A 25,274-nucleotide genomic window follows, 5' to 3' on the forward strand; every position below is an offset into this window, starting at 1 on the left:
ACGAGGAAACGACTATGCGTGTTTATTACGATCGCGACGCCGACCTGAACCTGATCAAGGGCAAGAAGGTCGCCATCGTCGGCTATGGCAGCCAGGGCCACGCCCATGCGCTCAACCTCAAGGACTCCGGCGTCAAGGACGTCGCGATCGCGCTGCGCAAGGACTCGGGCTCGGTCAAGAAGGCTGAAGCCGCCGGCTTCAAGGTGATGGAAGTCGCCGATGCCGCCAAATGGGCCGACCTCGTCATGATGCTGACCCCGGACGAGCTCCAGGGCGACATCTATCGCGAACACCTGCACGACAACATGAAGAAGGGCGCAGCGCTCGTGTTCGCGCACGGCCTCAACGTCCACTTCAACCTGCTCGATCCGCGCGCCGACCTCGACGTGCTGATGATTGCGCCGAAGGGCCCCGGCCACACCGTGCGCTCGGAGTATCAGCGTGGCGGCGGCGTGCCCTGCCTGATCGCGATCGCCAAGGATGTCTCGGGCAACGCCCATGACCTCGGCCTGTCCTACGCCTCCGCTGTCGGCGGCGGCCGCGCCGGCATCATCGAGACCACCTTCAAGGAAGAGTGCGAGACCGATCTGTTCGGCGAGCAGGTCGTGCTCTGCGGCGGCCTGGTCGAGCTGATCAAGGGCGGCTACGAGACCCTGGTCGAAGCCGGCTACGCCCCCGAGATGGCCTATTTCGAGTGCCTGCACGAAGTGAAGCTGATCGTCGACCTGATCTATGAAGGCGGCATCGCCAACATGAACTACTCGATCTCCAACACCGCGGAGTACGGCGAGTATGTCACCGGTCCGCGTATCGTCACCGCCGAGACCAAGGCCGAGATGAAGCGCGTTCTCGCCGACATCCAGGGCGGCAAGTTCGCCCGCGACTGGATGCTCGAGAACAAGGTCAACCAGACCTCGTTCAAGGCGACCCGCGCCAAGCTCGCCCAGCACCCGATCGAGGAAGTCGGCGCCAAGCTGCGCGACATGATGCCCTGGATCAAGAAGGGCGCGCTGGTCGACAAGAGCAAGAACTGACGGCAACGCCGTCATTCGGGGGACGTGACGAAGTCGCGCCCCCCGGACCTCGATCGATGTTCACTAGCCTCCGGGGTTTGCATGGACGCCTCCCCGGAAGTAACGCGGCGATGCGACGTCCGCCTCGTGCCAGCGTGATCTCGTTGTCGTGCGCGCCGCTGCCCCGCGCTGCGCGAAGCTCCTGCCGAAACCGGCTTCGGTTTTGCAGCAGAATGGATGTTTTCCAGCGAGCTCCCGAGTATTGGGACACCGTTACTGACGTGATTTCCGTGCGACTACGGAGTCCAATTGCGATAGGCAGATCAACCAAATCTTAGTGCGACTGAGCGAGGGTGAACTTTTGCTCGTACCGCAGATGGACAATGCCGAACCCTTGGCGAAGGCCGACCGGATCGCCGGGATCGTCCGTCACGATCCTGGGCTTGCTGTTTTCGCTCGTTGTCGTCGCCCTTTTTCTCGTTGATCTGGGCATCCGCTACCGAGAAGCAGTCGCATCTGCGAAAACCGACGCCCTCAATCTCTCGGCTATTCTGGCCGAGCATGCCGCGGTGACGTTCGAAGACATCGATCGTGTGCTGCTTGAGGCGCGGGCAATCCGCAGGGACGCTTTGTCCGGAAAATACGCCGATGGCGAAGCGGCCAATGTCGCGCTGCGTCAACTGGTCAAGAGCTCGTCGATTCTCGTCGCGGTCGGCTGGACCGATGCGTCCGGCGCGGTCGTTGCGCATTCCTACGACCACACGCTGCCGCGCAACAACATCTCGGACATGGCGCACTTCATCGCGCAACGCGATGGCGCTGGCACCGGATTGTTCGTTGCACCACCCTATCGCTCGGCAGGCGGCGACAAATGGTTCAGTGCGGCGTCACGCCGATTGAACAACCCGGATGGAAGCTTTGCGGGCATCGTCACTGCGCCGCTGGATCAATCTTTTCTCCTGAAGATCTACCGGAAGATCGATCTCGGCCCGAATGGCTCGGTGGTGCTGCTCCACCGCAACGGACGGGTCCTCGCGCGCGTACCGGAACAGAAAGATGTCCTCGGCAAGTCGGTCGCCGGCGGCCCGCTGTTTACCCAATATCTGCCGGTCTCCGAGGTAGGCTCATACGAGCTCACGAGCCCCATCGATGGCGTCGCGCGCATTGCAGCGTACAAGGCCGTTTCCGGCCTGCCGCTGGTTCTGGTGGTGACTTACTCGCGCAGTTACGTGTTGCAGCCGCTGTACCGGCATCTCTACACCTTCGGTCCGCTGGCTGCCGCGATCGTCACCATTATTCTGATCGGTACATTTCTGCTGCGACGGCAAACGAATGCACTTGCGGCCGCGAGTGCTCGGTTCGACGCTGCGTTGAGCAACATGCCGCATGGGCTCAGCATGTTTGATGCCGACGCGAAGCTGCTGATCGCCAACAGCCGTTATCGTGATATCTACGACCTCACCGAGGCGCAGGTCAGGCGCGGTACGCCGCTGGGCAGCATCGTCGGCGTCTACAAGACGGCGGGAGGCGATCTCGACATTGACGAGTTCCTCGATGGCGCAAGGCGCCGGACCCCGCGGATTGTCACGCTCGCCGACGGCCGGATCATCTCGATCCTGCGTACCCCCATGGCCGATGGCGGCTGGGTCGCCACCCATGAGGACATCACCGAGAAGCGGCGCGACGAGATGCTGCTAGCGGAAAATGCCGCCGAGCTGAAGCTCATCAACACGCGGTTCGATGTCGCTATCAGCAACATGTCCCAGGGGCTCTGCCTGTTTGATGCAGACAAGAATCTCGTGATATCGAACAGCCGCTATCAGCAGATGTACGATCTGCCAGACGAACTCGTCATGCCCGGCACGCCGCTGGAACGGATATTGCAGCACTACGCGGATCGCGGCGAATCCGCCGGCGACCTGACAGTCAATCAACATCTTCAGAAGATGCCGACCCTGCGGCAGCAGGCCTATGAACTGAAAGACCAGCGCCAGGTTCTGATCCAGCGCAAGCCGCTGCCGGATGGCGGCTGGGTCGCGACGCACGAAGACGTCACCGAGCAAAGGCGCGGCGAGCAAATGCTGGCCCAGAAGGCCGCGGAGCTCGAAGCGATCAACATGCGCTTCGACGCCGCCCTCAACAACATGTCCCAAGGGCTTTGCATGTTCGATGCGGACCAGAGGATCGTGGTGTCGAACGCACGCTATAGCGAAATCTACCACATTGACGGTGATCGGATAAAACCAGGAACCATGCTGGCGCAAATTCTCGAGTATCGTCGCGAGCAAGGCACGCATTTCGTCGACGTCGCGCCGGACGTCTATCTCAATCAGAACGTGAAGCAGCTCAGCGAGATCCGGGAACTCGCCGACGGCAGGGTGGTCGCGATTGCGCGTCACATGATGGCGGACGGTGGCTGGCTCACGACCCACGAGGATATCACCGAGCGAGCGAGAGACGAGAAGCGCATCGCATATCTGGCGCAGCACGATCTGCTCACGGGTCTTGCGAACCGCGCCGTGTTCTCCGAAAAACTCGACGATGCTGCAAAGCGGTCGCAGCGTCATGGCGCAAAGTTCACCGTGCTGATGCTGGATCTGGACAGATTCAAGGCGGTCAACGATACGCTCGGTCATGCTGCGGGCGACCAGTTGCTGATTGAGGTGGCGCGGCGGCTGAGTTCATCGCTGCGGGATACCGACGTCCTGGCGCGCCTCGGCGGCGACGAATTCGCGATCATCCAGGAGAACGAAAAAGTTCAAAGCGAAGGCGCGATCGCATTGGCTCTGAGGATCATCGGTCTAATCGAGCAACCCTTCGATCTGGACGGTCATCGCGTCAGCGTCGGCACCAGTATCGGTATCGCCTTCGCGCCGGAGCACGGCGCCGATGCCGAGAGCTTGCTACAGAGGGCGGACTTGGCGCTTTATGCGACGAAATCCGCAGGGCGGAATGATTTCCGCATCTTCCAACCCGAGATGACGGAAGCTGCCGACACACAGAAGTCGATCGAAGGCGAACTGCGCGAGGCGATGGCTCGCAACGAGTTGGAGCTGCACTACCAGCCGATCATTGATGCCGGAACGTGCGCGATGACCGGCCTGGAATGTTTTGTGCGCTGGCATCACCCGTCGAAGGGCGTGCTGGCGCCTTCGCAGTTCCTCGATGTCGCCGAGCAGGCCGGACTGATGCTGCCGCTCGGTGAATGGATTCTGCGACAGGCCTGCCTGGATGCGGCCGCCTGGCCGGCCCATATCCGGGTCGCCGTCAACATGAGCGCTGCCCAGTTCCACAAAGGTAACCTACTGGACGTCGTCCTGTGCGCGCTGGTCGAGTCGGGATTGTCGCCGGAGCGCCTCGAGCTCGAAATTCCCGACGCTGCGCTGCTGGACGGGAATCTTGCGGCTCATCTGCTCACGGTCCGGCAACTAAAGAACCTGGGCGTCGGCGTCGTCCTCGACAATTGCGGTGTGGGCTATTCCGCCGGGAGCTACCTCCAGAGCTTCCCATTCGACAAGTTCAAGATCGACCGGGCGATCGTGCAGGGCTGCGCAACGCGACGGGACTGCGCGGCGGTCGTCGCCTCTGCCGTCGCATTGGCGCGCGGTCTCGATGTCGCCACGGTCGCCAAAGGGGTCGAGAGTCGTGCGCAGTTCGAGGCCCTGCAGGCGGCGGGAGTGGACCTCGTCCAGGGATATCTGTTCGGGCGACCCGTGCCGAACTCGGAAGTCAGTTTCGATTCGCCGTTGCCGGCGCAAAACGTCGCGTGATGTCATGATCTTCGTCGGAATACGGGCAACTCGATCTCCGGGACACGAGAGATGAATTTGGCGAACGGCGTGATCGATCAACTCGAGACGGCGCTGGCGAGCCCGGAGCTGTCGAAGCGCGCCGAGCTCCTGCGACAAGTCGCAGACCTCTTCGTGTTCGGCTCGGGCAAGTTCACCGAGGGACAGATTGATCTGTTCGACGAGGTGATGAGCACGCTGCTCCAGAATATCGAATGCGCCGCCCGGGCGACCTTCGGGAGCCGGCTTTCCAGATTGCCTGACGCTCCGCCCCGGACGATCCGCTTGCTGGCGTTTGACGATGCGCCCGAGGTGGCCGCGCCGGTGCTCGAGCATTCGCCACGGCTCGACGAGGTGACGTTGGCGGAGAACGCGCGGACCAGGAGCCAGGATCACCTGCTGGCCATCGCCGGGCGCAGCCAGTTGACGGAACCCGTCACCGATGTCCTCGTCCAACGCGGCAACGATGATGTTGCCGTACGGACTGCCGGCAACGGCGGAGCCAGATTCTCGCCCCAGGGGATGTCCATGCTCGTCAAGCGGGCGCGGGACAATGGCGCGCTCGCCATGTGCATCTGGTCTCGCCCGGATATTCCGCGCGAGACCCTGCTGAAATTGTTCGTCCATGCATCCGAGATGGTGCGGTGCAAGCTGGAAGCTGCCGATCCCCGCCGGGCAGTCCTGATCCGCAGCGCCGTCGCGGAGGCCTCCGACGAGCTTCAGATGACGGCACGGGTGGGCTCGAGCGAGCATGCCCGGGCGATGGCCGAGGTGAGGTCCCTGCACTCTGGGGGAATACTCGACGAGGCCAGGGTGCTCGGCTTCATCGGCGAGCGAAACTTCGACAAGACCGCAATTGCCCTGTCGCTCATGAGCGATCTGCCGATCGGAGCGATCGAGCGTGCGCTGGTCCGCTCCGAGCCCGAGCAAATTCTCATTCTCGCGAAGGCCATCGGACTATCCTGGGACACGACGAAGGCGATCTTGACGTTTCAGCGCGGCTCGGCCCCCGAGGCGAAAGCACGATTGGAGCAGTGCTTTGCGAGCTTCTTCCGGTTGAAGCCGAATACCGCGAAGGCTGCGCTCCAGTTCTATCGGCTCCGCGAGCGGGCCGGCCAGGGTGCTGTCCATTAGCGGAGGCAAACCAAAAATTAAGTGCTTATCCGGTATATTCGAACCGAGATGAGATGGATGCCCCGACACATGCATTCCCTCTCAAGCTTTGTAGCTTCATTCAAACTCTTCGATGCTTGAAGCCTCGGCGCAAGACCAAGAACTGACGCTTAAAGCACATTCTTGGTCTCGCGTCTTTTTCAGAGCTTTTTCAGAAACCTTCAATCGCCAAAAGTGCTGCGTCTTCAGAGTCAAGGATTCGGCACTTCATCCGTATTGTCAGGATGCAATCGATCATGTGTCGCGATGTTCTCGCGCCGCTCCACCTTAAGTACCGACATCCGCCGCACCTGCTTGGAGGTGGACGGCATTGCGCACCGACGCCTTCCTCCTACATGACCATGGGAACTATTGGGGGGAAGACCATGCGATCTGTCGTCGTCACCGGCGCGTCCACCGGCATCGGCTGGGCCATCGCGCAATATTTGATTGCGCGCGGCTATCGCGTTTTCGGCAGCGTCCGCAAGCAGGCCGACGCCGACCGGCTCACGGGTGAGTTCGGCCAAAACTTCACGCCGCTGCTGTTCGACGTCACCGACGAGGCCGCCGTGCTGGCGGCCGCGCGCCAGGTGCGCGAGGTGCTGAGCGGCGAGACGCTGGCGGGCCTCGTCAACAATGCCGGCGTTGCCATCGCCGGTCCCGTGCTCGAATTGTCGGCGGATGATTTCCGCCGCCAGATGGACGTCAACGTCATCGGCCCTGTGATCGCGACGCAGGCGTTCGGCCCGTTGCTCGGCGCAGATCCGTCGCTGAACGGGCCGAAAGGGCGGATCGTCATGATCAGCTCGGTCGCAGGCAAGAATGGCAATCCGCTGTCGGCGCCCTACTGCACCTCCAAGCACGCCATCGAGGGCCTGTCGGAGAGCCTGCGCCGCGAACTGATGCTGTTCGGCATCGACGTCATTATCGTCGCGCCCGGCGCAGTGAAGACGCCAATCTGGAGCAAGGCCGAGCAGTTCGATATGTCGGTCTACCAGAACTCGCCCTATCTCCCGGCGCTCAACAAGGTCATGGCGTTCATGATGAAGCTCGGCGAGACCGGGCTGCCGGCCGAACGTATCGCCGAGGTCGTCTTCGAGGCCCTCACGGCTGCGAGGCCCAAGGTTCGCTACCAGATCACGCCCGACCGGATGCGGCACTTCATGACGGCCGCACTGCCCAAGCGAACGGTCGACCGCATCATCGCCAAGCGGCTCGGGCTGCTGCCGCAAGGCTGAAGCGGCCGCTCAACCTGCCACGGCCGTCCGTCCGCGCGGATGGGCGGCCATCGCGATCAGCCGCAACGCCATCATGGCCAGCAGCGGAATGAGGAACGCGACATAGAGCGGCATCGCCGGCACGCGCTTGCCGAACGACACCATGAACTGGAACCAGAGATAATAGCCGCCTACGAGGTGCAGCGCGCGCCAGGCGCGCGGTCCGATCAGTGCGGCCGTGCGGTCGAATGAGGTCGCGCTCATGGCGATGATGACGGCGTAGCCGATGCCGCCGAAGACGTAGGAGGCGGGCGAGGTCGCCTCCGCAAAGCCAGCCGGGTCCATTTTCGCGAATACGACGATCGCGAGCGCATGGATGGCGTGGGAGGCCGCAAAGCTTAAACCCAGATAGCGGCGGTTGCGGCGCTGCCAGCGTGTCCAGGCGTTCGGCCACAGCCGCGCCAGCGCAGCGGCACCGAAGGCCAGGCAGAACAGCAGCAGCGAGCTGCGCGCCGTGAAGCGGATGACCATGCGCATGCCCTCGACCTCGAACTGCCGCATCGAGGCGATCCAGAGGCTTAAGGCAATCAGGCTCAGCGTGAGGACGGCGAGCAGCCGCCAGCCTTCGAACCAGCTTTGCCGTTGCGACATGGTGGTCTCCTCTATCATGTAATCATCGATTACATTTCGGGCGGCGTGATCGTCAATAATGTAATCTCTGCTTACATTCACGTTCGGGTGATGCTAGAAGACGCCATGCCCGCCCGTCAGACCTCCAAGCGTCAGACATCCAAGTCCCGCACCCTTCGCCAGACATCGGAAGCCCGGCCCTATCATCACGGCGACCTCCGTCGCGTGCTGATCGATGCTGCGCTGCAGCTGGCAGCCGAGGGCGCCGAGGTGTCCGTGCGCGAGGCTGCGCGCCGGGCTGCGGTGTCGCCGGGGGCACCGTTCCGGCACTTCCCCAATCGCGACGCGCTGATGGCGGCGGTGGCCGGGGAGGCGCAGCGGCGCTTCCGCGTCGAGATCGAGGCCGCGCTGAGGGAAGTGCCATCGGCCGACCCGCTGGCCCGCTTCCGCGCTTTCGGCATCGCTTATGTACGCTGGGCGATACGTAACCCCGCGCATTTCGAGATCATCTCCACCGGCCGCTATTTCGCCCATGGCAGCTCGGCCGAGCTGACGCGCGACAATGCCGAGCTGGTCGCGCTGACCGAGCAGATGCTGGCTGACGCGGCCGAGCAGGGCCTGCTGCAATCGGCGGATCTCAAACGCGTCCTGATCGCCGGCCGCGCCCTGATTTACGGTTTTGCCCGGATGAACCTCGACGGCCATTTTCCGCGCTGGGGCGTGGCGGAGGACGAGATCGAGCGGATGGCGGAGGCGGTGATCGATCTGTTCATCGTGGGGATCGCCAAGCCCTAGCGTGCCGGCGTGCCGCCTTTCGCCACCCGCTAACATTAAGCGAAGGTCGGTTCGCTGCTCGCGTTGCTTGTCCGTGACCGTTCAATTACAGTTTTATGACACGGTGCAGGCTTCCGGCTGCGCCGAACGCCGCAGGCCCGCCAGACGGCCTGGCATCACCCGCCGGACCAGAAGTTGCGTGTCGTCGATGGCGTCCGCGCCCAATTCAGGTCCTTCCGCCACCACCGCCGTCCTGGCGAGCGTCGCCGCGCTCGGCATCTGGCGGCTGCTCGCGGTTGCCGCACCGCATCTTGCCGCCCTCGCTCTCATGTACGAGACCGAGACCGATTTCGGCTCGCGCCTGTCCTTCTTGCTCGCCTGGGGCATCCTCAACTTCTTCTGGATCGCGTTGTTGCGCCGGCCGGCGCTGTCGGGCGCATTGTCGCTGACCATGGTCGTGGTGCTGGTGCTGCTGTCGCGGCTCAAGCACGACGTCGTGCAGATGACGGTCAACTTCATCGACCTGATGATGATCGACCGCGACACGGTCGCGTTCCTGTTCACGATCTTCCCGAACTTGCGCTGGTCGGTGATCGGCGCCGGCTTCGTCACGCTGCCGCTGATGTATGCGCTGTGGTGGCTCGATCCGTTCCGCATCCGCCGCCTGCCGGCGCTCGCCGCGATGCTCGCCTGTCTCGCGGGGGTGGTCGGATATTCCGTCTATCATCCTGATGAAGCTTGGCGCGGCTATTACGACGACGGCTATCTCTCAAAGTTCTTCCGCTCCGGCGTCACCGCCGTCTCCGATTTCGTGCAGTACGGCTTCATGGAGTCGGACGCCTCGACCAATGAGCGGCTCAACATGCCGCTGGTCGACGCCTGCCATCCGGCCGGCCGCCGGCCGAACATCATCATGATCCATGATGAATCGAGTTTTGACATCCGCGCCGCACAGGGCATCAAGGTGCCGCCGGGTTACGGCAGTCACTTCAAGTCCTGGGACGGTAAGGAGCGCACATTTCTGGCCGAGAGCAATGGCGGGCCTAGCTGGTTCACCGAATACAATGTGCTTGCGGGTCTTTCCTCGCGCTCGTTCGGCCGCTTCGCCTATTTCGTGACGCGTATTGCGTCGGGCCGCGTCGAGCGCGGCCTGCCGCTGGCGCTGCGCCGGTGCGGCTACGACACCATGTCGCTCTATCCCGCCTATGGCGGCTTCATGGGTGCGCGCAGCTTCCAGGTGACGACCGGCGTCGAGCGCTTCCTCGACTCCAGGGATCTCGGCGCGAAGGACGTCGAGCCCGACAGCTTCTTCTACGACAAGGCGCTGCGGCTGATGGGCGAGCGGACGCCGAACAAGCCGTTGTTCAGCTTCATCTATCTCGGCGCCAATCATTTCCCCTGGGAGACGCGCTTCCGCCCCGATCTGGTGCCGAACTGGCGCGCGCCGGGCAACGCGCCGTCGATCGACGAATATCTGCGCCGGCAGGCGATGAGCGCCGAGCAATACAAGTCCTTCATTGCGGGCTTGAAGAAGAATTTTCCGGGCGAGCCTTTCCTGATCGTGCGCTACGGCGATCACCAGCCCGAGTTCGCGCCCAATCTGCTCGAGCCCGGGCTCGACGAAGGCGCGATCGGCAAGAAGCTCGACGCTTATGATCCGCGCCTCTATGCGACCTATTACGCGATCGACGCCGTCAATTTCGAGCCGGTGAAGAGCGATACGGTGATGGACACGGTCGACGGTCCCTATCTGCCGCTGGTGATCCAGGAGGCGGCCGGCATTCCGCTCGATCCGTCCTTCGCCGAGCAGAAGGAGATCATGCTCCGCTGCAACGGCATCTTCTACGGCTGCAAGGACGGCGCCGAGGCGCGGCGGCTCAACCGGCTGCTGATCAATGCGGGGATGATACACGGGCTTTAAGGCTGTTTGCCCGTCCGAGCGCTGCCCTTTCCCCGTCACCCTGAAAGCTTCACAAGCTCTCAGGATGACGGCTTGGGTGCGAGCGTGCGCGGCACGGGCCTACTGCCTGCCGACCTTCTCCCACAGCCACCTCGCCACCACATCCGGCGATGAATTCGCGTCATTGCCGCTGGCGCGCAGGTTTGCTTCGCGCATGGTGGCGATGTCGATCTTGCCGAGCAGCGGGCTCAGCGCCGCTTTGAGCCGCTCGTCGCCAGCGCGCTTCGGTGCCAGCAGCAGGATGGCATCGTAAGGCGGGATCGCGTGCTTGGGATCGTCGAGCGCCACCAGATCGTATTTCGCGATCAGCCCGTCGCTGGTGTAGCCGGCGATCACGTCGACCTCGCCGCTCGCGACCGCCGCATACATGAAGTCCGGCTGCATCTGGCGCTGCGCGCTGAACTGAAGGCCATAGGCCTGTCGCAGCGCCGCCCATTCCGGCCGCGAGAAGAATTCGTAATCGCCGGCAATCGACATCGTTGAAGCGTGCGCGGCGAGATCGGCGATGGTGTGGATGCCGAGCGCGTCGGCGCGCGTCTTCGGCATCACCAGCGCATAAGCATTCTCGAAACCGAGTTCGCCGAGCAGCGTGATGTTGTCCTTTGCGAGCGCCGTCTTCAAATCTGTCACCAGCTCCGCGCGCGGCTTGATGTCGGTGCGGTGCAGCTGATTGGCCCAGAGCGTGCCGGAATAGTCGACATAGAGATCGATATCGCCGGCCTTCAGCGCCCCGAAGATCACGCTCGAGCCGAGACCGGACCGTGCCGCGGCGGAGAAACCGGCTGCCTGGAGGCGGTCCCTCAGCAGGGCCGAGAGCACATATTGCTCGGCGAAGGTCTTTGCACCGACCACATAGCCGGACGACGAACGTCCCATCGTCGGCACCAGCGTCGCCGCAACCAGCGCCGCGATCCCGATCGCACCGAGCCCGGCACCCAGGCGGCTGCGATTGCGCAGGCCGCTCTCGACGAGGCCAAGCAGCTGATCGACGGCGAGCGCGAGCAGGGCCGAGGCCAAGCAGCCGAACAGCACGAATACCCAGTTCTGGGTCTGCAACCCCGCGAAAATGTAATTGCCGAGGCTGGTTTGACCGATCGGCGTCGACAGCGTCGCGGTGCCGATCACCCACACGGCGGCGGTGCGGATGCCGGCCATCATCACTGGCAGTGCCAGCGGCAGCTCGACCATGACGAGCGACTGCCGCGCCGTCATGCCGACGCCCTTGGCGGCTTCGATCAGAGCGGGGTCGATGCCGTTGAGCCCGGTGATGCCGTTGCGCAGCACCGGCAGCATCGAATAGAGCGCCAGCGCCAGCATCGCCGGCAGGAATCCGAATGCGGAGAAGGAGATGCCGAACCATTTCAGCGTCACGGACGCCGCGAGCAGCAGCAGCGGGTAGAACAGCGCGAGCAGCGCCAGCCCCGGCACGGTCTGCACGATGCTGGCGAGCGCGAGCAGGATGGCGCGCGGCGCCGGGCGGTTGCGTGTGAGGATTGCGAGCGGCAGGCTGACTATCAGGCCGAGCGCGAGCGCGGCGAGGCTCACCCGCACATGATTGCCGAGATAATCGGGCAAATGCGACAGCGCCTCGCCCCAGCGCGGATCATTGAAGAAGCTCATGCCGCACCGCCCTGTGGCAAGAGCGCGTTCAGCCGCTCGACCTGGCGCCGCGGCGTGCTTAGCAGCTCCAGCACATAGGCATCGCTGCTCGTCGAGAGCTCAGACGGCGTGCCCTGCGCGAGCAGCTTGCCGCCGCGCATGACCGCGATGCGGTCGGCAAGCAAAATCGCCTCCGTCATGTCGTGCGTAATCATCACGGTTGTCAGGCCGAGCTTGCGGTGCAGCTCGCGAAAGTCCTCGCCGAGCGCATCACGGGTGAGGGGATCGAGCGCGCCGAATGGCTCGTCCATCAGCAAGATGCGAGGCTTTGCTGCCAGCGCCCGTGCCACGCCGACGCGCTGACGCTGCCCGCCCGAGAGTGCCTCCGGCAGCCTGTCACGATGGGTGGCACGGTCGAGCTGGACGAGCTCCAGCAACTCGTCGACGCGCGTCGCGATCGCCGCTGCCGGCTCGCCCAGCAGCTTTGGCGTGATCCCGATATTGTCGGCGACATTTAGATGCGGAAACAGCCCGCCGCTCTGGAAGACGTAGCCGATCCGGCGCCGCAGCGCGACCGGATCGATGTTTTGGACGTCCTCGCCCTCGACCGTGATGATGCCGTCATCGGCCTCGATCAGCCGGTTGGCAAGCCGCACCAGCGTCGTCTTGCCCGAGCCCGAGCCGCCGACGATGGCCAGAAATTCACCCTCGGCGATGTCGAGCGACACGTCGTCGACGGCCCTGAGGGGGCCGAAGCTCTTGGTGACGCGGGAATAGCCAATCATCGGTCTGGACGGCATCGGGCGGGGGCTCACTTCGCTGACCCGCCCGTGGAGGGAGGGTATGACGAGGCCCATGCGTAGCACGCTTGGCGCCTTGATTGAACTTGGTCGCGCGAGCGGCTAAGGCATCAAGCCAAGTTCGGAGGAAACACATGACTACGCCCACGGCAGTGGCGCTGGAAGATGCCAAGGTCGCGTTCCGGCTGGGGGACGGGCGGGTCTATACGGCGGTGGAGAAGGCCCATCTCGCAGTCGCGCAGGGCGAGTTCGTCGCCATTGTCGGCCCGACCGGCTGCGGAAAATCCACGCTGCTCAATGTCGCCGCCGGGCTGCTCAAACCGGCCGCCGGCAGCGTCAAGATCTTTGATCGGCCGCTCGCCGGGCTGAACCGGGATGCCGGTTATCTTTTCCAGGCCGATGCGCTGTTCCCCTGGAAGACGGCGCTCGACAATGTCGCGATCGGGCTCGAGATCAAGGGCACACCACGCAGCGAGGCGCTGCCACAGGCGCAAAAATGGCTCACCTCCGTAGGTCTCGGCGCGTTTGCCAACCGCTATCCGCACATGCTCTCCGGCGGCCAGCGCAAGCGTGTGGCGTTGGCGCAGGTCCTGATCCGCGACCCGAAGATCCTGCTGATGGACGAGCCGTTCGGGCCGCTCGATGCGCAGACGCGCCAGGTGATGGGCAATTTGCTGCTCGATCTCTGGAACGCCGACCGCAAGGCCGTGCTGTTCGTCACCCACGATCTCGAGGAGGCGATCGCACTCGCTGACCGCGTCGTGATCATGTCGGCGGGGCCGTCCTCGCGCATCATCGGCGACTGGCGCGTGCAGCTCGCCCGCCCGCGTGACATCTTCGAGGTGCGGATGGACAAGGACTTCCACGCGCTGCATCGAGAGATCTGGAGCGTGCTCAAGGACGAGGTGATGAAAGGCTACGCGCAATCCACCCACGCGGCGGAGGCCGTCTGATGTCGCGCGTCACGCTGCTTGCCTTGCAAGTCCTGGTCGCGATCGTCTGCATCGTGCTGTGGCAGTTGCTGTCGACCGTGCCGGTGTTCGGCAAGATCCTGCTGCCGCCGTTCTTCTTCTCCAACCCGGTCGACGTGTTCGAGCAGATCGTCAAATGGTTCGTCTCCGGCGTGATCTGGAAGCATCTCTGGATCACGCTGGTGGAATCGATCCTCGCCTTCGTGATCGGATCGCTCGGCGGCGTCCTCATCGGCTTCTGGTTCGCGCGCCAGCCGCTGGTGGCCGCGGTGTTCGACCCCTATGTGAAGATGGTCAATGCGTTGCCGCGTGTGGTGCTGGCGCCGATCTTCGCGCTGTGGCTGGGGCTTGGCATCTGGTCCAAGGTCGCGCTCGGCGTGACGCTGGTGTTCTTCATCGTGTTCTTCAACGTCTACCAGGGCGTCAAGGAAGTCAGCCGCACCGTGCTCGACAACGGCCGCATGCTCGGCATGAGCGAGGGGCAGCTAATGCGGCACGTCTATTGGCCGTCGGCGCTGTCGTGGATGTTCTCCTCGCTGCACACCTCGGTCGGCTTCGCCGTGGTCGGCGCCGTCGTCGGCGAATATCTGGGATCGGCGGCAGGCCTCGGCTATCTGATCCAGCAGGCCGAAGGCGTGTTCGACGTCGCCGGCGTGTTCGCCGGCATGTTTGTGCTGTCGGCCTTCGTCATCCTGATCGATTTTGGTGTCACGCTGGTCGAGCGGCGGCTATTGGTCTGGCGGCCGACCGTGGACGGCCGCGGCTAGCGGCAAAAGGGCCCGCGCATCTGCGCGAACCCCGATAGCAAATGCTCAATCCAGCAGCTTGACGTCGTCGGGCGCCTGCGGCGGCGTCTTGATCGCGATCGCCTTGACCTGGCCGCTGATCGGCTTGGTGCCGCCATGCGGCGTGCCCTTCGGGATGATGACGAGATCGCCCGGCTTCACCGTCACTTCCTTGTCGCCGAGCCAGATCGTCCCGGTGCCGTCCAGGATGTACTGAATCTCGTTGGTGTTGGGATGCAGGTGTTTCGGCACATTGCCGACCTGGATCGACACGGTCGAGCCATCAGCGGTCATGAACGTCTTCGAACGGTATCCGACTTGGTTGGCGGGGCCGAGTGCGTCGCCTTCCATGTCGCCGGTATGGATGATCTGCGCGGTGATGTTTTCGGCGGCGAGCGCCGGCCCGAGCAGGTAGGTCGCGCCGCATCCGGCGACAAAGGCAGCGGTGATCGACAGCCCGGCAGCAAGGCGATTCATGGATGATCCTCCCCTCAGAGATTATTGTTGTGGGCGCATGCTATTTCGCCGAAAGGCCAATGGCCAGTGCCACTTAAGCGGTGCTTCTCAAGCCAGTTGCGCTGCTCTATGGTGCCGCCAGCCGAACGGAGGAAACCAATGAAGAACACGATTGCCAGGCTCGCTGGCGCGCTGCTCGCGCTGACGCTCACCACCGGTCTTGCCGCAGCGCAAAGCAAGGTGACCATCGCGATAGGTGGCGGCGCCTGCCTGTGCTATTTGCCGACGGTGCTGGCCAAGCAGCTCGGCGAGTACGAGAAGGCCGGCCTCAATGTCGAGCTGGTCGATCTCAAGGGGGGCTCGGACGCGCTCAAGGCCGTGCTCGGCGGCAGTGCCGACGTGGTTTCCGGTTATTTCGACCATTGCGTCAACCTGGCGGCCAAGAAGCAGGAGCTGCAGGCTTTCGTGGTCTATGACCGCTATCCCGGGCTTGTGCTGGTCGTCGCACCGTCGCATAGCGGGGACATCAAATCGGTCAAGGATCTGGCCGGCAAGAGGGTCGGTGTCAGCGCGCCCGGCTCCTCCACCGACTTCTTCCTGAAATATCTTCTGAAGAAGAATGGGCTCGATCCGGCCGGCACCGCCGTGATCGGCGTCGGCCTCGGCGCCACGGCCGTCGCTGCGATGGAGCAGGGTCAGATCGATGCCGCGGTGATGCTAGATCCCTCCGTCACCGTGCTCCAGGGCACCCACAAGGATTTGCGCATTCTCAGCGACACCCGCACGCAAAAGGACACGCTAGAGACGTTCGGCGGGGAATATCCGGGCGGCGCGCTGTACTCGACACTGGCCTGGATCAATGGACATGAGAAGGAGACGCAGGCGCTGACCAACGCAATGCTGGCCACGATCGCCTGGATCCATTCGCATTCGCCCGAAGAGATCATGGCCAAGATGCCGGACGAGATGGTCGGCAAGAACAAGGACCTTTATCTCGCCGCGCTGAAGAACACGATCCCGATGTTCTCCGAGACCGGCAAGATGGATCCCAAGGGCGCCGACGCCGTGCTGGCGGTGTTCAGCGTCGGTTCGCCCGAGGTGGCCAACGCCAAAATCGACGTCAGCAAGACTTTTACCAACAAGTTCGTCGACCAGGCTAAGAAGACCACGGGGAGCGCCAAATAACTGACGCGAAGGCTTGGTAATCAGGCGTCATGACGTCACTCACCATTCATCGCGTCTCGACGCTTGAACTTGCCGTGCGCCCCGTCGTCTGGCCGTTCGCCGGGGACCGGCGCGCCGAGATCGAGGCGCATTTCGCCGAGCAGCAACGTGCGCGGCCGAAAATCTGGAACGGCCGAGTGCTGCTCGGGCGCGATGCCGTCTTCACCGGCGGTCATCTCGCCGCGACCTATTTCGAGACGGATTTCGCCAGCTTCCTGGCTTGGCGCGACTGGGGCTTTCCTGATCCGGCCGTGTTCAATGGGTTCGGCATGGCCGCTCTACGCACCTCCGACGGCGCCTTCGTGATGGGCGAGATGGCACATCACACCGCCAATGCGGGACGCATCTATTTCGCGTCAGGCACACCCGATCTCGATGATGTCAGGGACGGCACGCTTGACATTCCCGGCAGCGTCGTCCGCGAGCTCGAGGAGGAGACCGGCCTGCTTCCCGCCGATTATTCGGCAGAGGCGGACTGGCATTGTGTCGTCACCGGCAGCGCACTTGCAATGATACAGATCCTCAACCTGGATATGCCGGGTGAAGCTGCTCGCGCGCGGATCGAAGCCAATCTGGCTCGCCAGGACGAACCGGAGCTTTCGGCCATCCATCTCGTGCGTGGGATGGATGATCTCACGCCGACCATGCCGCGATTTGTCACGGCCTTCATCGCGCAGCAGTTCGCCTCGCGCTGACGCGCGAGGCTTGACATCGCGCGCCCCAGCCCATGTGATGGGCGCAAAAGCAAAACAAAAAATTGCAATGCACAATCGTCCAAGGAGGTTTAGATGCGCCTCCTACAGCAACCAGTAGCGGCGGAGCGGGGCGGTGCTGGAGGTCAGCGGGCTGGTGAAGCGGTTTGGCGGCTTCACCGCCGTCAACAACGTGTCGTTTAGAGTCGAGCAGGGCGAGATTCTCGGTCTGATCGGTCCCAATGGCTCGGGCAAGAGCACGATCTTCAACATGCTCTCCGGCACGCTGGCGCCAAGCTCCGGATCGATCCTGTTCGATGGCTCGGAGATCGCGGGGCTGGTGCCGCACCGGATCATCAACCGGGGCATCGGCCGCACCTTCCAGATTCCGCGGCCGTTCCGGCGGCTGACGATTTTCGAGAACGTCGTGCTTGCCGGCTTCTATGGCCAGGGCCGCCATAGCCGCGTCAAGGCCGAGGAGGCGGCGGAGCGGTCACTCGCGATGGTGGGCCTGCCGACCGATCGCCACGCCAGCGTTGACGGCCTCGGCGCGGCCGGGCTGAAGAAACTCGAGCTCGCGAAAGCGCTCGCCACCGCGCCAAAGCTTCTGCTTGCCGACGAGAGCCTCGGCGGTCTCGACGATGCCGAGATGGACCAGGCTGCCGACATGCTGCGCAACATCCGCGACGAGCTCGGCATCACCATCATCTGGGTTGAGCATATCATGGGCGTCTTGATGCGCGTCGTCGACCGCGTCATGGTGCTCGATCACGGCGAAAAAATCTCGGAAGGCCTGCCGAGCGCGGTTGCGGGCGATCCGCGCGTCATCGAGGTCTATCTCGGCACCGATGCCGAGACTACGCAGGCTGCGGCCGCCGAAGCGCGCCGCCGCGCGGGAGGCCAATGATGCTGGAGCTTCGCGGCGTCAATGCCGGCTACGGCACGTTCCAGGCGCTGTTCGACCTCAATCTCGACGTGAAGGCCGGTGAGGCCGTGGGCGTTATCGGCCCGAACGGCGCCGGCAAGACCACGCTGATGCGTGTCATCTCAGGCCTGATCCGTCCCTCGCGCGGATCGATTGCCATGGAGGGCGCCGACGTCGTCGCGACGCCAGCGCACAAGATCGTCAGCCTCGGCATCGCGCATGTGCCCGAGAACCGGCGGCTGTTTCCGCAGCTCACGGTCGACGACAATCTCAAGATGGGCGCCTTCATGAAGGAGGCGCGCGGCCATTATGCCGAGCGGCAGGAGGTCGTGTTCGACCTGTTTCCGCGGCTGAAGGAGCGCCGCCATCAGATGGCCGGCACCATGTCCGGCGGCGAGCAGCAGATGTGCGCGATCGGCCGCGCGCTGATGTCCAATCCAAAGCTCCTCCTGCTCGACGAGCCGTCCGCCGGGCTGGCGCCGGTGGTGGTGCAGCAGGTGTTTGAGCTCATGAAGCGGATTCGGGCGCGCGGACTGACGGTGCTGATCGTCGAGCAGAACGTGCAGCAGGTGCTGCGCGTGGTCGACCGGGCCTATCTGATCGGGGCCGGGACGATCCGCGCCTCAGGCACCTCGGCCGAGATGCTGGCGAGCGACACGGTCAAGGAAGCTTATCTCGGGGTGTGAAAGGGCGGGCGAGGGCATGCAGGCGTTCCTGGACATTTTCGACATTTATCTGCTGGAAGCCGTGATCAACGGCATCCTGCTCGGCGGCGTGCTGGCGTTGCTCGCGCTCGGGCTGAACCTGATCTTTGGTGTCATCGACGTCACCTGGATCTGCTACGCCGAGCTCGTGATGATCGGCATGTACGCGATGTATTTCCTGGTGCAGTACTATGGTGTCAGCTACTTCATCGCCGCGCCACTGACCATTCTGCTGGTCGCGATCCTCGGCGCCTTGCTGCATTATCTCGTGATCGCGCCGCTGTTGACGGCGCCGCCGATCAACCAGCTGCTCGCGACCGGCGGCGTGCTGTTCGTGCTGCAGAGCTTTGCCACCGTGGCCTTCGGCATCGACTTCCGCAACCTCGGCATCCGCCTGCCGGTGCTCGCCTTCGGCGACATGAATTTCAGCTACGCGCGACTTCTGTCGTTCCTGGCGGCGCTGGTCGGCATGGTCGCGGTCTATCTGTTCATGACCCGCACCTTCACCGGCACCGCGATCCGCGCCATCTCGCAGGACCGCCAGATCATGGCGCTGATGGGCGTCGACACCAAACGGATCTATCTCATCACGTCCGCGATCGGCGGCGGGCTGGCCGGGCTCGCCGCCTGCCTCTTGGTGCTGCAATACGACGTGCACCCCTTCGTCGGCCTCTCGTTCGGGCCGATCACCTTCCTGATCTGCGTGCTCGGTGGCCTCGGCAATTTCATCGGCGGCTTCATTGCGGCCTTCGTGTTTGCCGAGATCATCTCGCTCGGCGGCCTGTTCTCCGATCTCGAATGGGGCTACGTGCTCGCCTTCGCCTTCTTCATCGTCATGATGTTCATCCGGCCCGCGGGCCTGCTCGCGAGGCGCCGATGATGGGGCAGGGCCGGCTTGTCGCATGGGGATTAGGACTGACCGCGCTGGTCGCGCTGCCGTTCGTGTATCGCGATCCCTATCACCTGCACATTCTGGTGCTGATCCTGATCTGGTCGTTCGCCTACACGTCGTGGTCGATGATGGGGCGGTTCGGCCTGGTCTCGCTCGGGCATGGCGGCTTCATGGGGATCGGCGCCTATGTCACCGCGCTGCTGTGGAACCATCTCGGCCTGTCGCCATGGATCGGGATTCCCGTCGGCATGGTCGCGGCCGGCGCGCTGGCGCTGATCGTAGGCTACCCCTGCTTCCGCTTCCGCATCACCGGGCATTACTTCGTGCTGGTGACGCTCGCGCTCTCCGGCATCGTGCTCCAGATCATCACGGCCACGCGCGACTATACCGGCGGCTCGCTCGGCTACACGCCGAACCGCGCCTCGGGCAACAAGCTGTTGGCGCTGCAATTCGACGACAAGACGACCTGGTATCTGATCGCGCTTGCGGTATGGCTCGGCGGCATCGTCGTCTGGCACCTGATCGATCGCAGCATGAGCCGCTACGCGCTCGAGGCGATCTCGGAGGACGAGGACGCGGCTGCCGCCGCCGGCGTCGACGTCACCGCGGAGAAACTGAAGATCACCTTGATCAGCGCCGTAATGACGGCACTGGCGGGCGCGATCTATTGCCAGTACCAGATGTTCATCACGCCCGACACCGTCTCCGGCATCGCGGTGTCGCTCCAGATGGTGTTCGCGGCCATCGTCGGCGGCCTGTTCGTCTCGCTCGGTCCGACCGTCGGCGCCGTCATCACCATCCTGCTCGCGGAAACCCTGCGCATCGGCTTCGGCACCAGGGCGGTTGGCTGGGACAATCTCGTCTACGGCGTGCTGCTGGTGCTTTTCATCATATTCCTTCCGAAGGGCATCCTTGGTAGCCTGCTCGACCGATTGAAGTCGCAACGCAAGGTGCCCCGCCCTCATGAGCAAAAAGCCGTCCAGATCGCTCGCCCAGGAACTTGACCGCTACATCACGCCATTCCGGCACGACGGGTCCGGCAAGTTTCGCCTGAAAGGCTACAAGACCAACGAGAAGGGCGATCTGGACAAGGAGGCGGCGCAGGAGATTCTCGACGCCAACAAGAAGCGGCTGGTCGCGTTCCAGGAGAAGCTCTACGCCCAGGACCGCTGGTCGGTGCTGATCGTGTTCCAGGCCATGGACGCCGGTGGCAAGGACAGTGCGATCAAGGCGATCTTCGAGGGCATCAACCCGCAGGGTTGCGAGGTGACTTCCTTCAAGGCACCGAGCAGCAAGGAGCTCGACCACGATTTCCTCTGGCGCCACGTCCTCGCGCTGCCGGAGCGCGGCCATATCGGCATCTTCAACCGCTCCCATTACGAGGAATGCCTGGTGACGCGCGTGCACCCGGAGATCCTCGCCAGGGAGAAGCTGCCGCAAAAGCTCGTGACGAAAAATATCTGGAAGGAGCGGTTCGAGGACATCTCCGCCTACGAACGTTATCTCTCCCGCAACGGCACCCTGGTGCTGAAGTTCTTTCTCAACGTCTCCAAGGAAGAGCAGCGCGCGCGTTTTCTCGACCGGCTGGAGGAGCCGGCCAAGCAGTGGAAGTTCTCGATGGGCGACATCGAGGAGCGCGCCTTGTGGCCGCGCTACCAGGCGGTCTATCAGGACATCGTGCGCCACACCGCCACGCGGCATGCGCCGTGGTATGTCGTGCCCGCCGACCACAAATGGTTTGCCCGCGTGGTGATCGGCTCCGTCATCGTCGCGGAGCTCGAAAAACTGGACCTGCGCTTTCCCCGCGCCGACAAGGCTTCGCTGGCGGAGTTCGAGAATGTGCGCAAGGCGCTGGAGAAGGAGGGGAAGGGGAAGCGGTAAGCGTGCCCACCAATCTTCGTTCGGACAGGAGAGATGGTGGGCACGGCACGAGTGCGCCTTTGCCCACCCTACGATTTCTGCGCAAGTCGGCTGTCAGTACGCCCGATCTCGAAAACAACCCCATGCACAGTAGCCGATGATCGTGAAATCAATGACTTGAATGACAGCGCAAATGATATTCGGATTCAAAGAATTTCGTTTGACCCGTCGGGCAAAACAGGGGCATGATGTCACCATTGCGCCGGTGCGGCTCTGATGTGGTCAGTCGTCGCGGAACCGCTCTGCAAATGTGATGCTCAGGCCATTTGATCCCGCTTGACAGTTTTATGTCACAGGAGGAGCATGCCGATGGTCGCAAACAAGCGACGCGTAACGTCCACCTCATGAGCAAGGGGAGGTCTATGACTCCACCTCCGCAAATCCAGCCGCGTTAAGTGCGATGGAGCTCGTTCGGACTATCGCATAGCGGCGAAAACCGCGAACGGCACGCCGGGTAAAGGTTTAGTGGGCTGCAGTCAGTAAGGCATGGCCCCTACCTGCCCGGCGCTGTGCGTTTTGCACCCTCGCGCATCGGCTACGCCTTCTTCTGCACGCCGAAGAGATCACCGAGCCATTGATAATACACCGGGATAATACACCGGCTGCTTGTCATGCAGCGTGGCGCGATTGTTGGGGGGACGGTCGACATTGCCCCAGAGATAGAGGCTTCCGGTCACCGCGAAGAACTCCTGCACGTTCTTCAGCACGTAGGCGTCCAGCGGATAGAGCTCGTCCTGCCTGGCGATGCCGTAGAAACGGACGAGGTCCGGATTCTCCAGCGCGCCCGGCAGGACGCGAAAATGATAGGCGTGGAGCAGCTCGTGCAGCAGCACCGGCTTCTCCGGCGCAACGACGGCCGCGTCAACCGTGACGCCCTTGACCTTGGACGTGAAGTGCCCGCCGCCGTCGCCCTGTCCGGGCTTGACCGAGACCGGCTGGCTCTTGAAGAAAGTCATGATCTCGGGCTTCGCGCCGCATTCCACGACGATGTCAATCTGATGCTTCAGCGACGCGACGACCTCCATGATATAAGGCGGGTCCTGCGCGGCGCTGGTGTCGACCGTGATGCCGCGATAGGTGAAAGTCGGTCCATTCTGCGCGACCGCTGACGGCAGGCCGAGCACGACCGCGGCTCCCGCAAGCACGAGCCGGCGCCGATCGGAATCTGTCATGTGATGCCCCCGAATTCCCACCCGCAATCTCGCATGCTTTTGCGACATTGACCACGAAGCGGTTCCATCACATCTGCGTTGCGGGAAATGCCCAAGGAAATGCCCAAGGAAATGCGAGAGGAAATGCCAAGAGATGGTCGCCTCACCGGCAAACTTCCGACACAGGTTGGGGGCGAATAGCCTCCATCCGGCATGACGCAGTGCTTCGTGCGGTCCCGATTCCGCCGGCGCATTTCATTTATTTTGAGGAATCCGCGTGTCGCATAAGCTTGCTTCGGCGCTTGTCGCTGTCTTCTTTCTCGTCCTTTCGTCCGTCTCCCCAGCCCACGCAGAGCCGCCTGCGCCGGCCGCCAATAGCACGGCCGCACTGTCGCCTGACGAGGCCAGGCGGGCGCTGGAGACGCTTCAGGACGACAAGAAGCGTGCGCAAATGATCGATACGCTGCGCGCGATCGCGAATGCGTCCGGTCCGCAGCAGCCCGCACCCGCGCCCGAGCAGAAGTCTGCGATCCCGCTATCGGCCGACGGCCTCGGTGCGCAGCTTCTGCTCACCGTGTCAGAGCAGATCGGCGACGTCTCGCGCGATGTCGCCGATATGGCGCGGACGCTCACGCATTTCTCGGCGTTCTATTACTGGATCGTGCGGACCGCGAACGATCCCGACGCCTACAATCTCCTGATCGAGATCGCCTGGAAGCTGGCGCTGGTGTTCGGCTGTGCGCTTGCGGCCGAATGGGGGATTGTCCGCCTGATGCGGCGCCCCGTAGCCTTCCTCGAAGGGCGCGTGCCGCAGACCGCGCGCCTGCCGGCGCAGGCGCTGCCCATTGCCGATCAACCCTCATCGGTCGCCGACGTCACTCCCGAGCCGGAATTGCACAAGCGCAGGCACAGCCTCGCGCGGGTCTGGCAGCTGTTGCTGCGGCTGCCCTTCGTGCTGGGGCGGCTGTTGCTCGAACTGCTGCCGGTGGTCGTTTTCGTTGGCATCGCGACCGCACTGCTCGGAACAGAGATCGGCGAGCCCGCGACCGTCCGCCTCGTGATCCTTGCCGTCGTCAACGCCTATGCGTTCTCGCGCGGGCTCATTTGCGTCGTCCGCGCGCTGGCAGGCCCGTTCGGCCTGTTTCCGGTGCGCGCAGAGACGGCAGCCTATATCGAGATCTGGGCGCGTCGCATCGTCGGCGTCGCCGTAACCGGCATTGCCTTCGCCAACGTGGCGCTGCTGCTCGGCCTGCATCGCGCCGGCTATGCCGCGCTCATTCGCATGGTGATGCTGGTCGTGCATCTCTTCGTCGTCGTCATCATCCTGCAATGCCGGCGCCAGGTCGCCGACGCCATCCGCGCACCCGCGGACCGGCAGGGGATCGCCGCGCGCCTGCGCAACCGCATCGCCGGCGGCTGGCATTATCTGGCCATCGCGCTCGATCTGGCGCTATGGGCGGTCTGGGCGCTGAACATCCGCAACGGCTATTCGCTGCTGCTGCAATATTTTGTCGGCACCGTCGCGGTGGTGCTGATCACGCGGGTCGCCATCATGGTGACACTGAGCCTGATCGACCGCGGCTTCCGCATCCAGCCGGAAATCCTGCAGCGCTTTCCGGGGCTGGAGATCCGCGCCAACCGCTATCTGCCGCTGCTGCGCAGGATCGTCTCCGGCGTGATCGCCTTCATCGGCTTCGTCGCCGTGCTCGAGGTCTGGGGCGTCGATGCCATCGTCTGGTTCTATGGCGGCCAGATCGGCAGCCGGCTGCTCTCGGCGGTAGCGACGATCGGCGTCGCTGTCGTCATCGCCGCGGCGATCTGGGAAGCCAGCAATGCGCTGCTGGACCGGCAGATCAATACGCTGTCGCGCGACGGACATTATGCCCGTGCGGCGCGGCTGCGCACCTTCCAGCCGATGTTGCGCACGGCGCTTTTGTGCGTGATCGCCACGGTCGTCGGCCTCACGGCGCTGAGCGAAATCGGCGTCAATGTCGCGCCGCTGCTCGCGGGTGCCGGCATCGTCGGCATTGCCATCGGCTTCGGTTCGCAAAAGCTGGTGCAGGATCTCATCACCGGCCTGTTCCTGCTGCTGGAGAACACGGTTCAGGTCGGCGACACCGTCAGCGTGTCGGGCCTCACAGGCGTGGTCGAGAACGTCTCGATCCGCACCATCCGCTTGCGCGCCGGCGACGGCGCCGTGCACATCGTGCCGTTCAGCGCGGTGACGACCATCACCAATGCCAGCCGTGGCGCCGGCAATGCCTCCGTCAGCGTCAATGTCGCCTACAAGGAAGACACCGACCGCGCCGGCCAGATCCTCAAGGACATCGTCGAGGAGATGCGCCGCGAGCAGGAATTCCGCCCGCTGATCCGCGGCGATCTCGAGCTCTGGGGCATCGACAAGGTCGATGGTGCCATGGTGTCGATCGTCGGTCAGATCCGCTGCACCGAGGCGGGCCGCTGGCCGGTCCAGCGCGAGTTCAACCGCCGCATGAAGCAGCGCTTCCAGCAGAACGGCATCGAGGTCGCGTCCCCGGTCCAGACCATCCTGATGCAGATCGCGCCGCCGGCCGACAGCGCCGACAATCTGACGCCGCGGCGGGCGGCCGGCTAGAGCGTGT

At 63.7% G+C, this 25,274-nt stretch carries 21 protein-coding genes; 16 read left to right on the forward strand and 5 right to left on the reverse strand.

Features of this window, described 5'->3' with window-relative positions:
• Positions 1 to 14: 14 nt before the first annotated feature.
• The 4 genes from ilvC to ABIC09_RS05015 all read left to right on the forward strand — a co-directional run bounded on the left by ilvC (position 15) and on the right by ABIC09_RS05015 (position 7,191).
• The gene (gene ilvC / locus ABIC09_RS05000; RefSeq protein WP_008131520.1) at positions 15 to 1,034 is read left to right on the forward strand and encodes a ketol-acid reductoisomerase; all 1,020 of its coding nucleotides are present in this window, start codon (positions 15 to 17) and stop codon (positions 1,032 to 1,034) included.
• Between the two features lie 362 nt (positions 1,035 to 1,396).
• Complete coding sequence (locus tag ABIC09_RS05005) at positions 1,397 to 4,783, forward strand: bifunctional diguanylate cyclase/phosphodiesterase (RefSeq protein ID WP_354034163.1); 3,387 nt, start codon at positions 1,397 to 1,399, stop codon at positions 4,781 to 4,783.
• A gap of 51 nt (positions 4,784 to 4,834) precedes the next feature.
• Positions 4,835 to 5,935, forward strand: a complete 1,101-nt coding sequence (locus ABIC09_RS05010; RefSeq protein ID WP_354108579.1) for a DUF2336 domain-containing protein — start codon at positions 4,835 to 4,837, stop codon at positions 5,933 to 5,935.
• Between the two features lie 404 nt (positions 5,936 to 6,339).
• Positions 6,340 to 7,191, forward strand: coding sequence for an SDR family oxidoreductase (locus ABIC09_RS05015; RefSeq protein ID WP_354108580.1), 852 nt, complete (start codon positions 6,340 to 6,342; stop codon positions 7,189 to 7,191).
• A 9-nt stretch (positions 7,192 to 7,200) separates the two neighbouring features.
• Here ABIC09_RS05015 and ABIC09_RS05020 read toward each other — a convergent pair whose 3' ends face one another.
• Positions 7,201 to 7,821: a hypothetical protein gene (locus tag ABIC09_RS05020; protein ID WP_354108581.1), complete on the reverse strand. Its 621-nt coding sequence runs from the start codon at positions 7,819 to 7,821 to the stop codon at positions 7,201 to 7,203.
• Between the two features lie 105 nt (positions 7,822 to 7,926).
• Between ABIC09_RS05020 and ABIC09_RS05025 the strand changes: the two genes are divergently transcribed.
• Complete coding sequence (locus ABIC09_RS05025; RefSeq protein ID WP_354108582.1) at positions 7,927 to 8,595, forward strand: TetR/AcrR family transcriptional regulator; 669 nt, start codon at positions 7,927 to 7,929, stop codon at positions 8,593 to 8,595.
• Positions 8,596 to 8,782: 187 nt separating this feature from the next.
• Entirely contained in the window at positions 8,783 to 10,495 is a 1,713-nt protein-coding gene (locus ABIC09_RS05030; RefSeq protein WP_354108583.1) for a sulfatase-like hydrolase/transferase, read from the forward strand.
• Positions 10,496 to 10,594: 99 nt separating this feature from the next.
• On the opposite strand, the gene ABIC09_RS05035 is transcribed toward ABIC09_RS05030, so the two are convergent.
• Both ABIC09_RS05035 and ABIC09_RS05040 read right to left on the reverse strand, forming a co-directional pair.
• Positions 10,595 to 12,154, reverse strand: coding sequence for an ABC transporter permease/substrate-binding protein (locus ABIC09_RS05035; protein WP_354108584.1), 1,560 nt, complete (start codon positions 12,152 to 12,154; stop codon positions 10,595 to 10,597).
• A complete protein-coding gene (locus tag ABIC09_RS05040; RefSeq protein WP_354083411.1) occupies positions 12,151 to 12,933 on the reverse strand; it encodes an ATP-binding cassette domain-containing protein in 783 nt (260 codons plus the stop codon). The genes ABIC09_RS05035 and ABIC09_RS05040 overlap by 4 nt, the downstream gene beginning before the upstream one ends.
• A 134-nt stretch (positions 12,934 to 13,067) precedes the next feature.
• On the opposite strand from ABIC09_RS05040, the gene ABIC09_RS05045 reads away from it, so the two are divergent.
• Positions 13,068 to 13,886: an ABC transporter ATP-binding protein gene (locus ABIC09_RS05045; RefSeq protein WP_354034153.1), complete on the forward strand. Its 819-nt coding sequence runs from the start codon at positions 13,068 to 13,070 to the stop codon at positions 13,884 to 13,886.
• On the forward strand, positions 13,886 to 14,671 hold the full coding sequence (locus ABIC09_RS05050) for an ABC transporter permease (RefSeq protein ID WP_148754193.1): 786 nt from the start codon (positions 13,886 to 13,888) through the stop codon (positions 14,669 to 14,671). Before ABIC09_RS05045 ends, ABIC09_RS05050 begins: the two co-directional genes overlap by 1 nt.
• A 45-nt stretch (positions 14,672 to 14,716) precedes the next feature.
• Here the strand turns inward: ABIC09_RS05050 and ABIC09_RS05055 are convergent, their stop codons facing one another.
• Entirely contained in the window at positions 14,717 to 15,166 is a 450-nt protein-coding gene (locus tag ABIC09_RS05055; RefSeq protein ID WP_148754194.1) for a cupin domain-containing protein, read from the reverse strand.
• 138 nt (positions 15,167 to 15,304) lie between these two features.
• Here ABIC09_RS05055 and ABIC09_RS05060 point away from each other — a divergent pair, with 138 nt between their 5' ends.
• The 7 genes from ABIC09_RS05060 (at position 15,305) to ABIC09_RS05090 (ending at position 21,463) form a co-directional block, all read left to right on the forward strand.
• On the forward strand, positions 15,305 to 16,330 hold the full coding sequence (locus ABIC09_RS05060) for an ABC transporter substrate-binding protein (RefSeq protein WP_187435195.1): 1,026 nt from the start codon (positions 15,305 to 15,307) through the stop codon (positions 16,328 to 16,330).
• A gap of 29 nt (positions 16,331 to 16,359) precedes the next feature.
• Positions 16,360 to 17,064, forward strand: coding sequence for an NUDIX hydrolase (locus ABIC09_RS05065; protein ID WP_354034148.1), 705 nt, complete (start codon positions 16,360 to 16,362; stop codon positions 17,062 to 17,064).
• Positions 17,065 to 17,197: 133 nt separating this feature from the next.
• Positions 17,198 to 17,968 (forward strand): ABC transporter ATP-binding protein, encoded by a 771-nt coding sequence (locus ABIC09_RS05070; protein ID WP_354083409.1) that lies wholly within the window; start codon positions 17,198 to 17,200, stop codon positions 17,966 to 17,968.
• Complete coding sequence (locus ABIC09_RS05075; RefSeq protein WP_354108689.1) at positions 17,968 to 18,672, forward strand: ABC transporter ATP-binding protein; 705 nt, start codon at positions 17,968 to 17,970, stop codon at positions 18,670 to 18,672. Before ABIC09_RS05070 ends, ABIC09_RS05075 begins: the two co-directional genes overlap by 1 nt.
• A gap of 16 nt (positions 18,673 to 18,688) precedes the next feature.
• Positions 18,689 to 19,570 carry a branched-chain amino acid ABC transporter permease gene (locus ABIC09_RS05080; protein WP_354108585.1) on the forward strand — a complete coding sequence of 294 codons (882 nt, stop codon included), beginning with the start codon at positions 18,689 to 18,691 and terminating at the stop codon, positions 19,568 to 19,570.
• Positions 19,567 to 20,586: a branched-chain amino acid ABC transporter permease gene (locus ABIC09_RS05085; RefSeq protein WP_354108586.1), complete on the forward strand. Its 1,020-nt coding sequence runs from the start codon at positions 19,567 to 19,569 to the stop codon at positions 20,584 to 20,586. Before ABIC09_RS05080 ends, ABIC09_RS05085 begins: the two co-directional genes overlap by 4 nt.
• Entirely contained in the window at positions 20,546 to 21,463 is a 918-nt protein-coding gene (locus tag ABIC09_RS05090) for a polyphosphate kinase 2 family protein (RefSeq protein ID WP_354083408.1), read from the forward strand. The genes ABIC09_RS05085 and ABIC09_RS05090 overlap by 41 nt, the downstream gene beginning before the upstream one ends.
• Positions 21,464 to 22,065: 602 nt before the next feature.
• Here ABIC09_RS05090 and ABIC09_RS05095 read toward each other — a convergent pair.
• Positions 22,066 to 22,674, reverse strand: a complete 609-nt coding sequence (locus tag ABIC09_RS05095; protein ID WP_354108587.1) for a hypothetical protein — start codon at positions 22,672 to 22,674, stop codon at positions 22,066 to 22,068.
• Between the two features lie 256 nt (positions 22,675 to 22,930).
• On the opposite strand from ABIC09_RS05095, the gene ABIC09_RS05100 reads away from it, so the two are divergent.
• The gene (locus tag ABIC09_RS05100) at positions 22,931 to 25,267 is read left to right on the forward strand and encodes a mechanosensitive ion channel family protein (protein WP_354108588.1); all 2,337 of its coding nucleotides are present in this window, start codon (positions 22,931 to 22,933) and stop codon (positions 25,265 to 25,267) included.
• The last annotated feature ends 7 nt before the right edge of the window (positions 25,268 to 25,274 follow it).

This window comes from Bradyrhizobium sp. S3.12.5, assembly GCF_040548225.1.
Taxonomy (GTDB): Bacteria; Pseudomonadota; Alphaproteobacteria; order Rhizobiales; family Xanthobacteraceae; genus Bradyrhizobium; species Bradyrhizobium cytisi.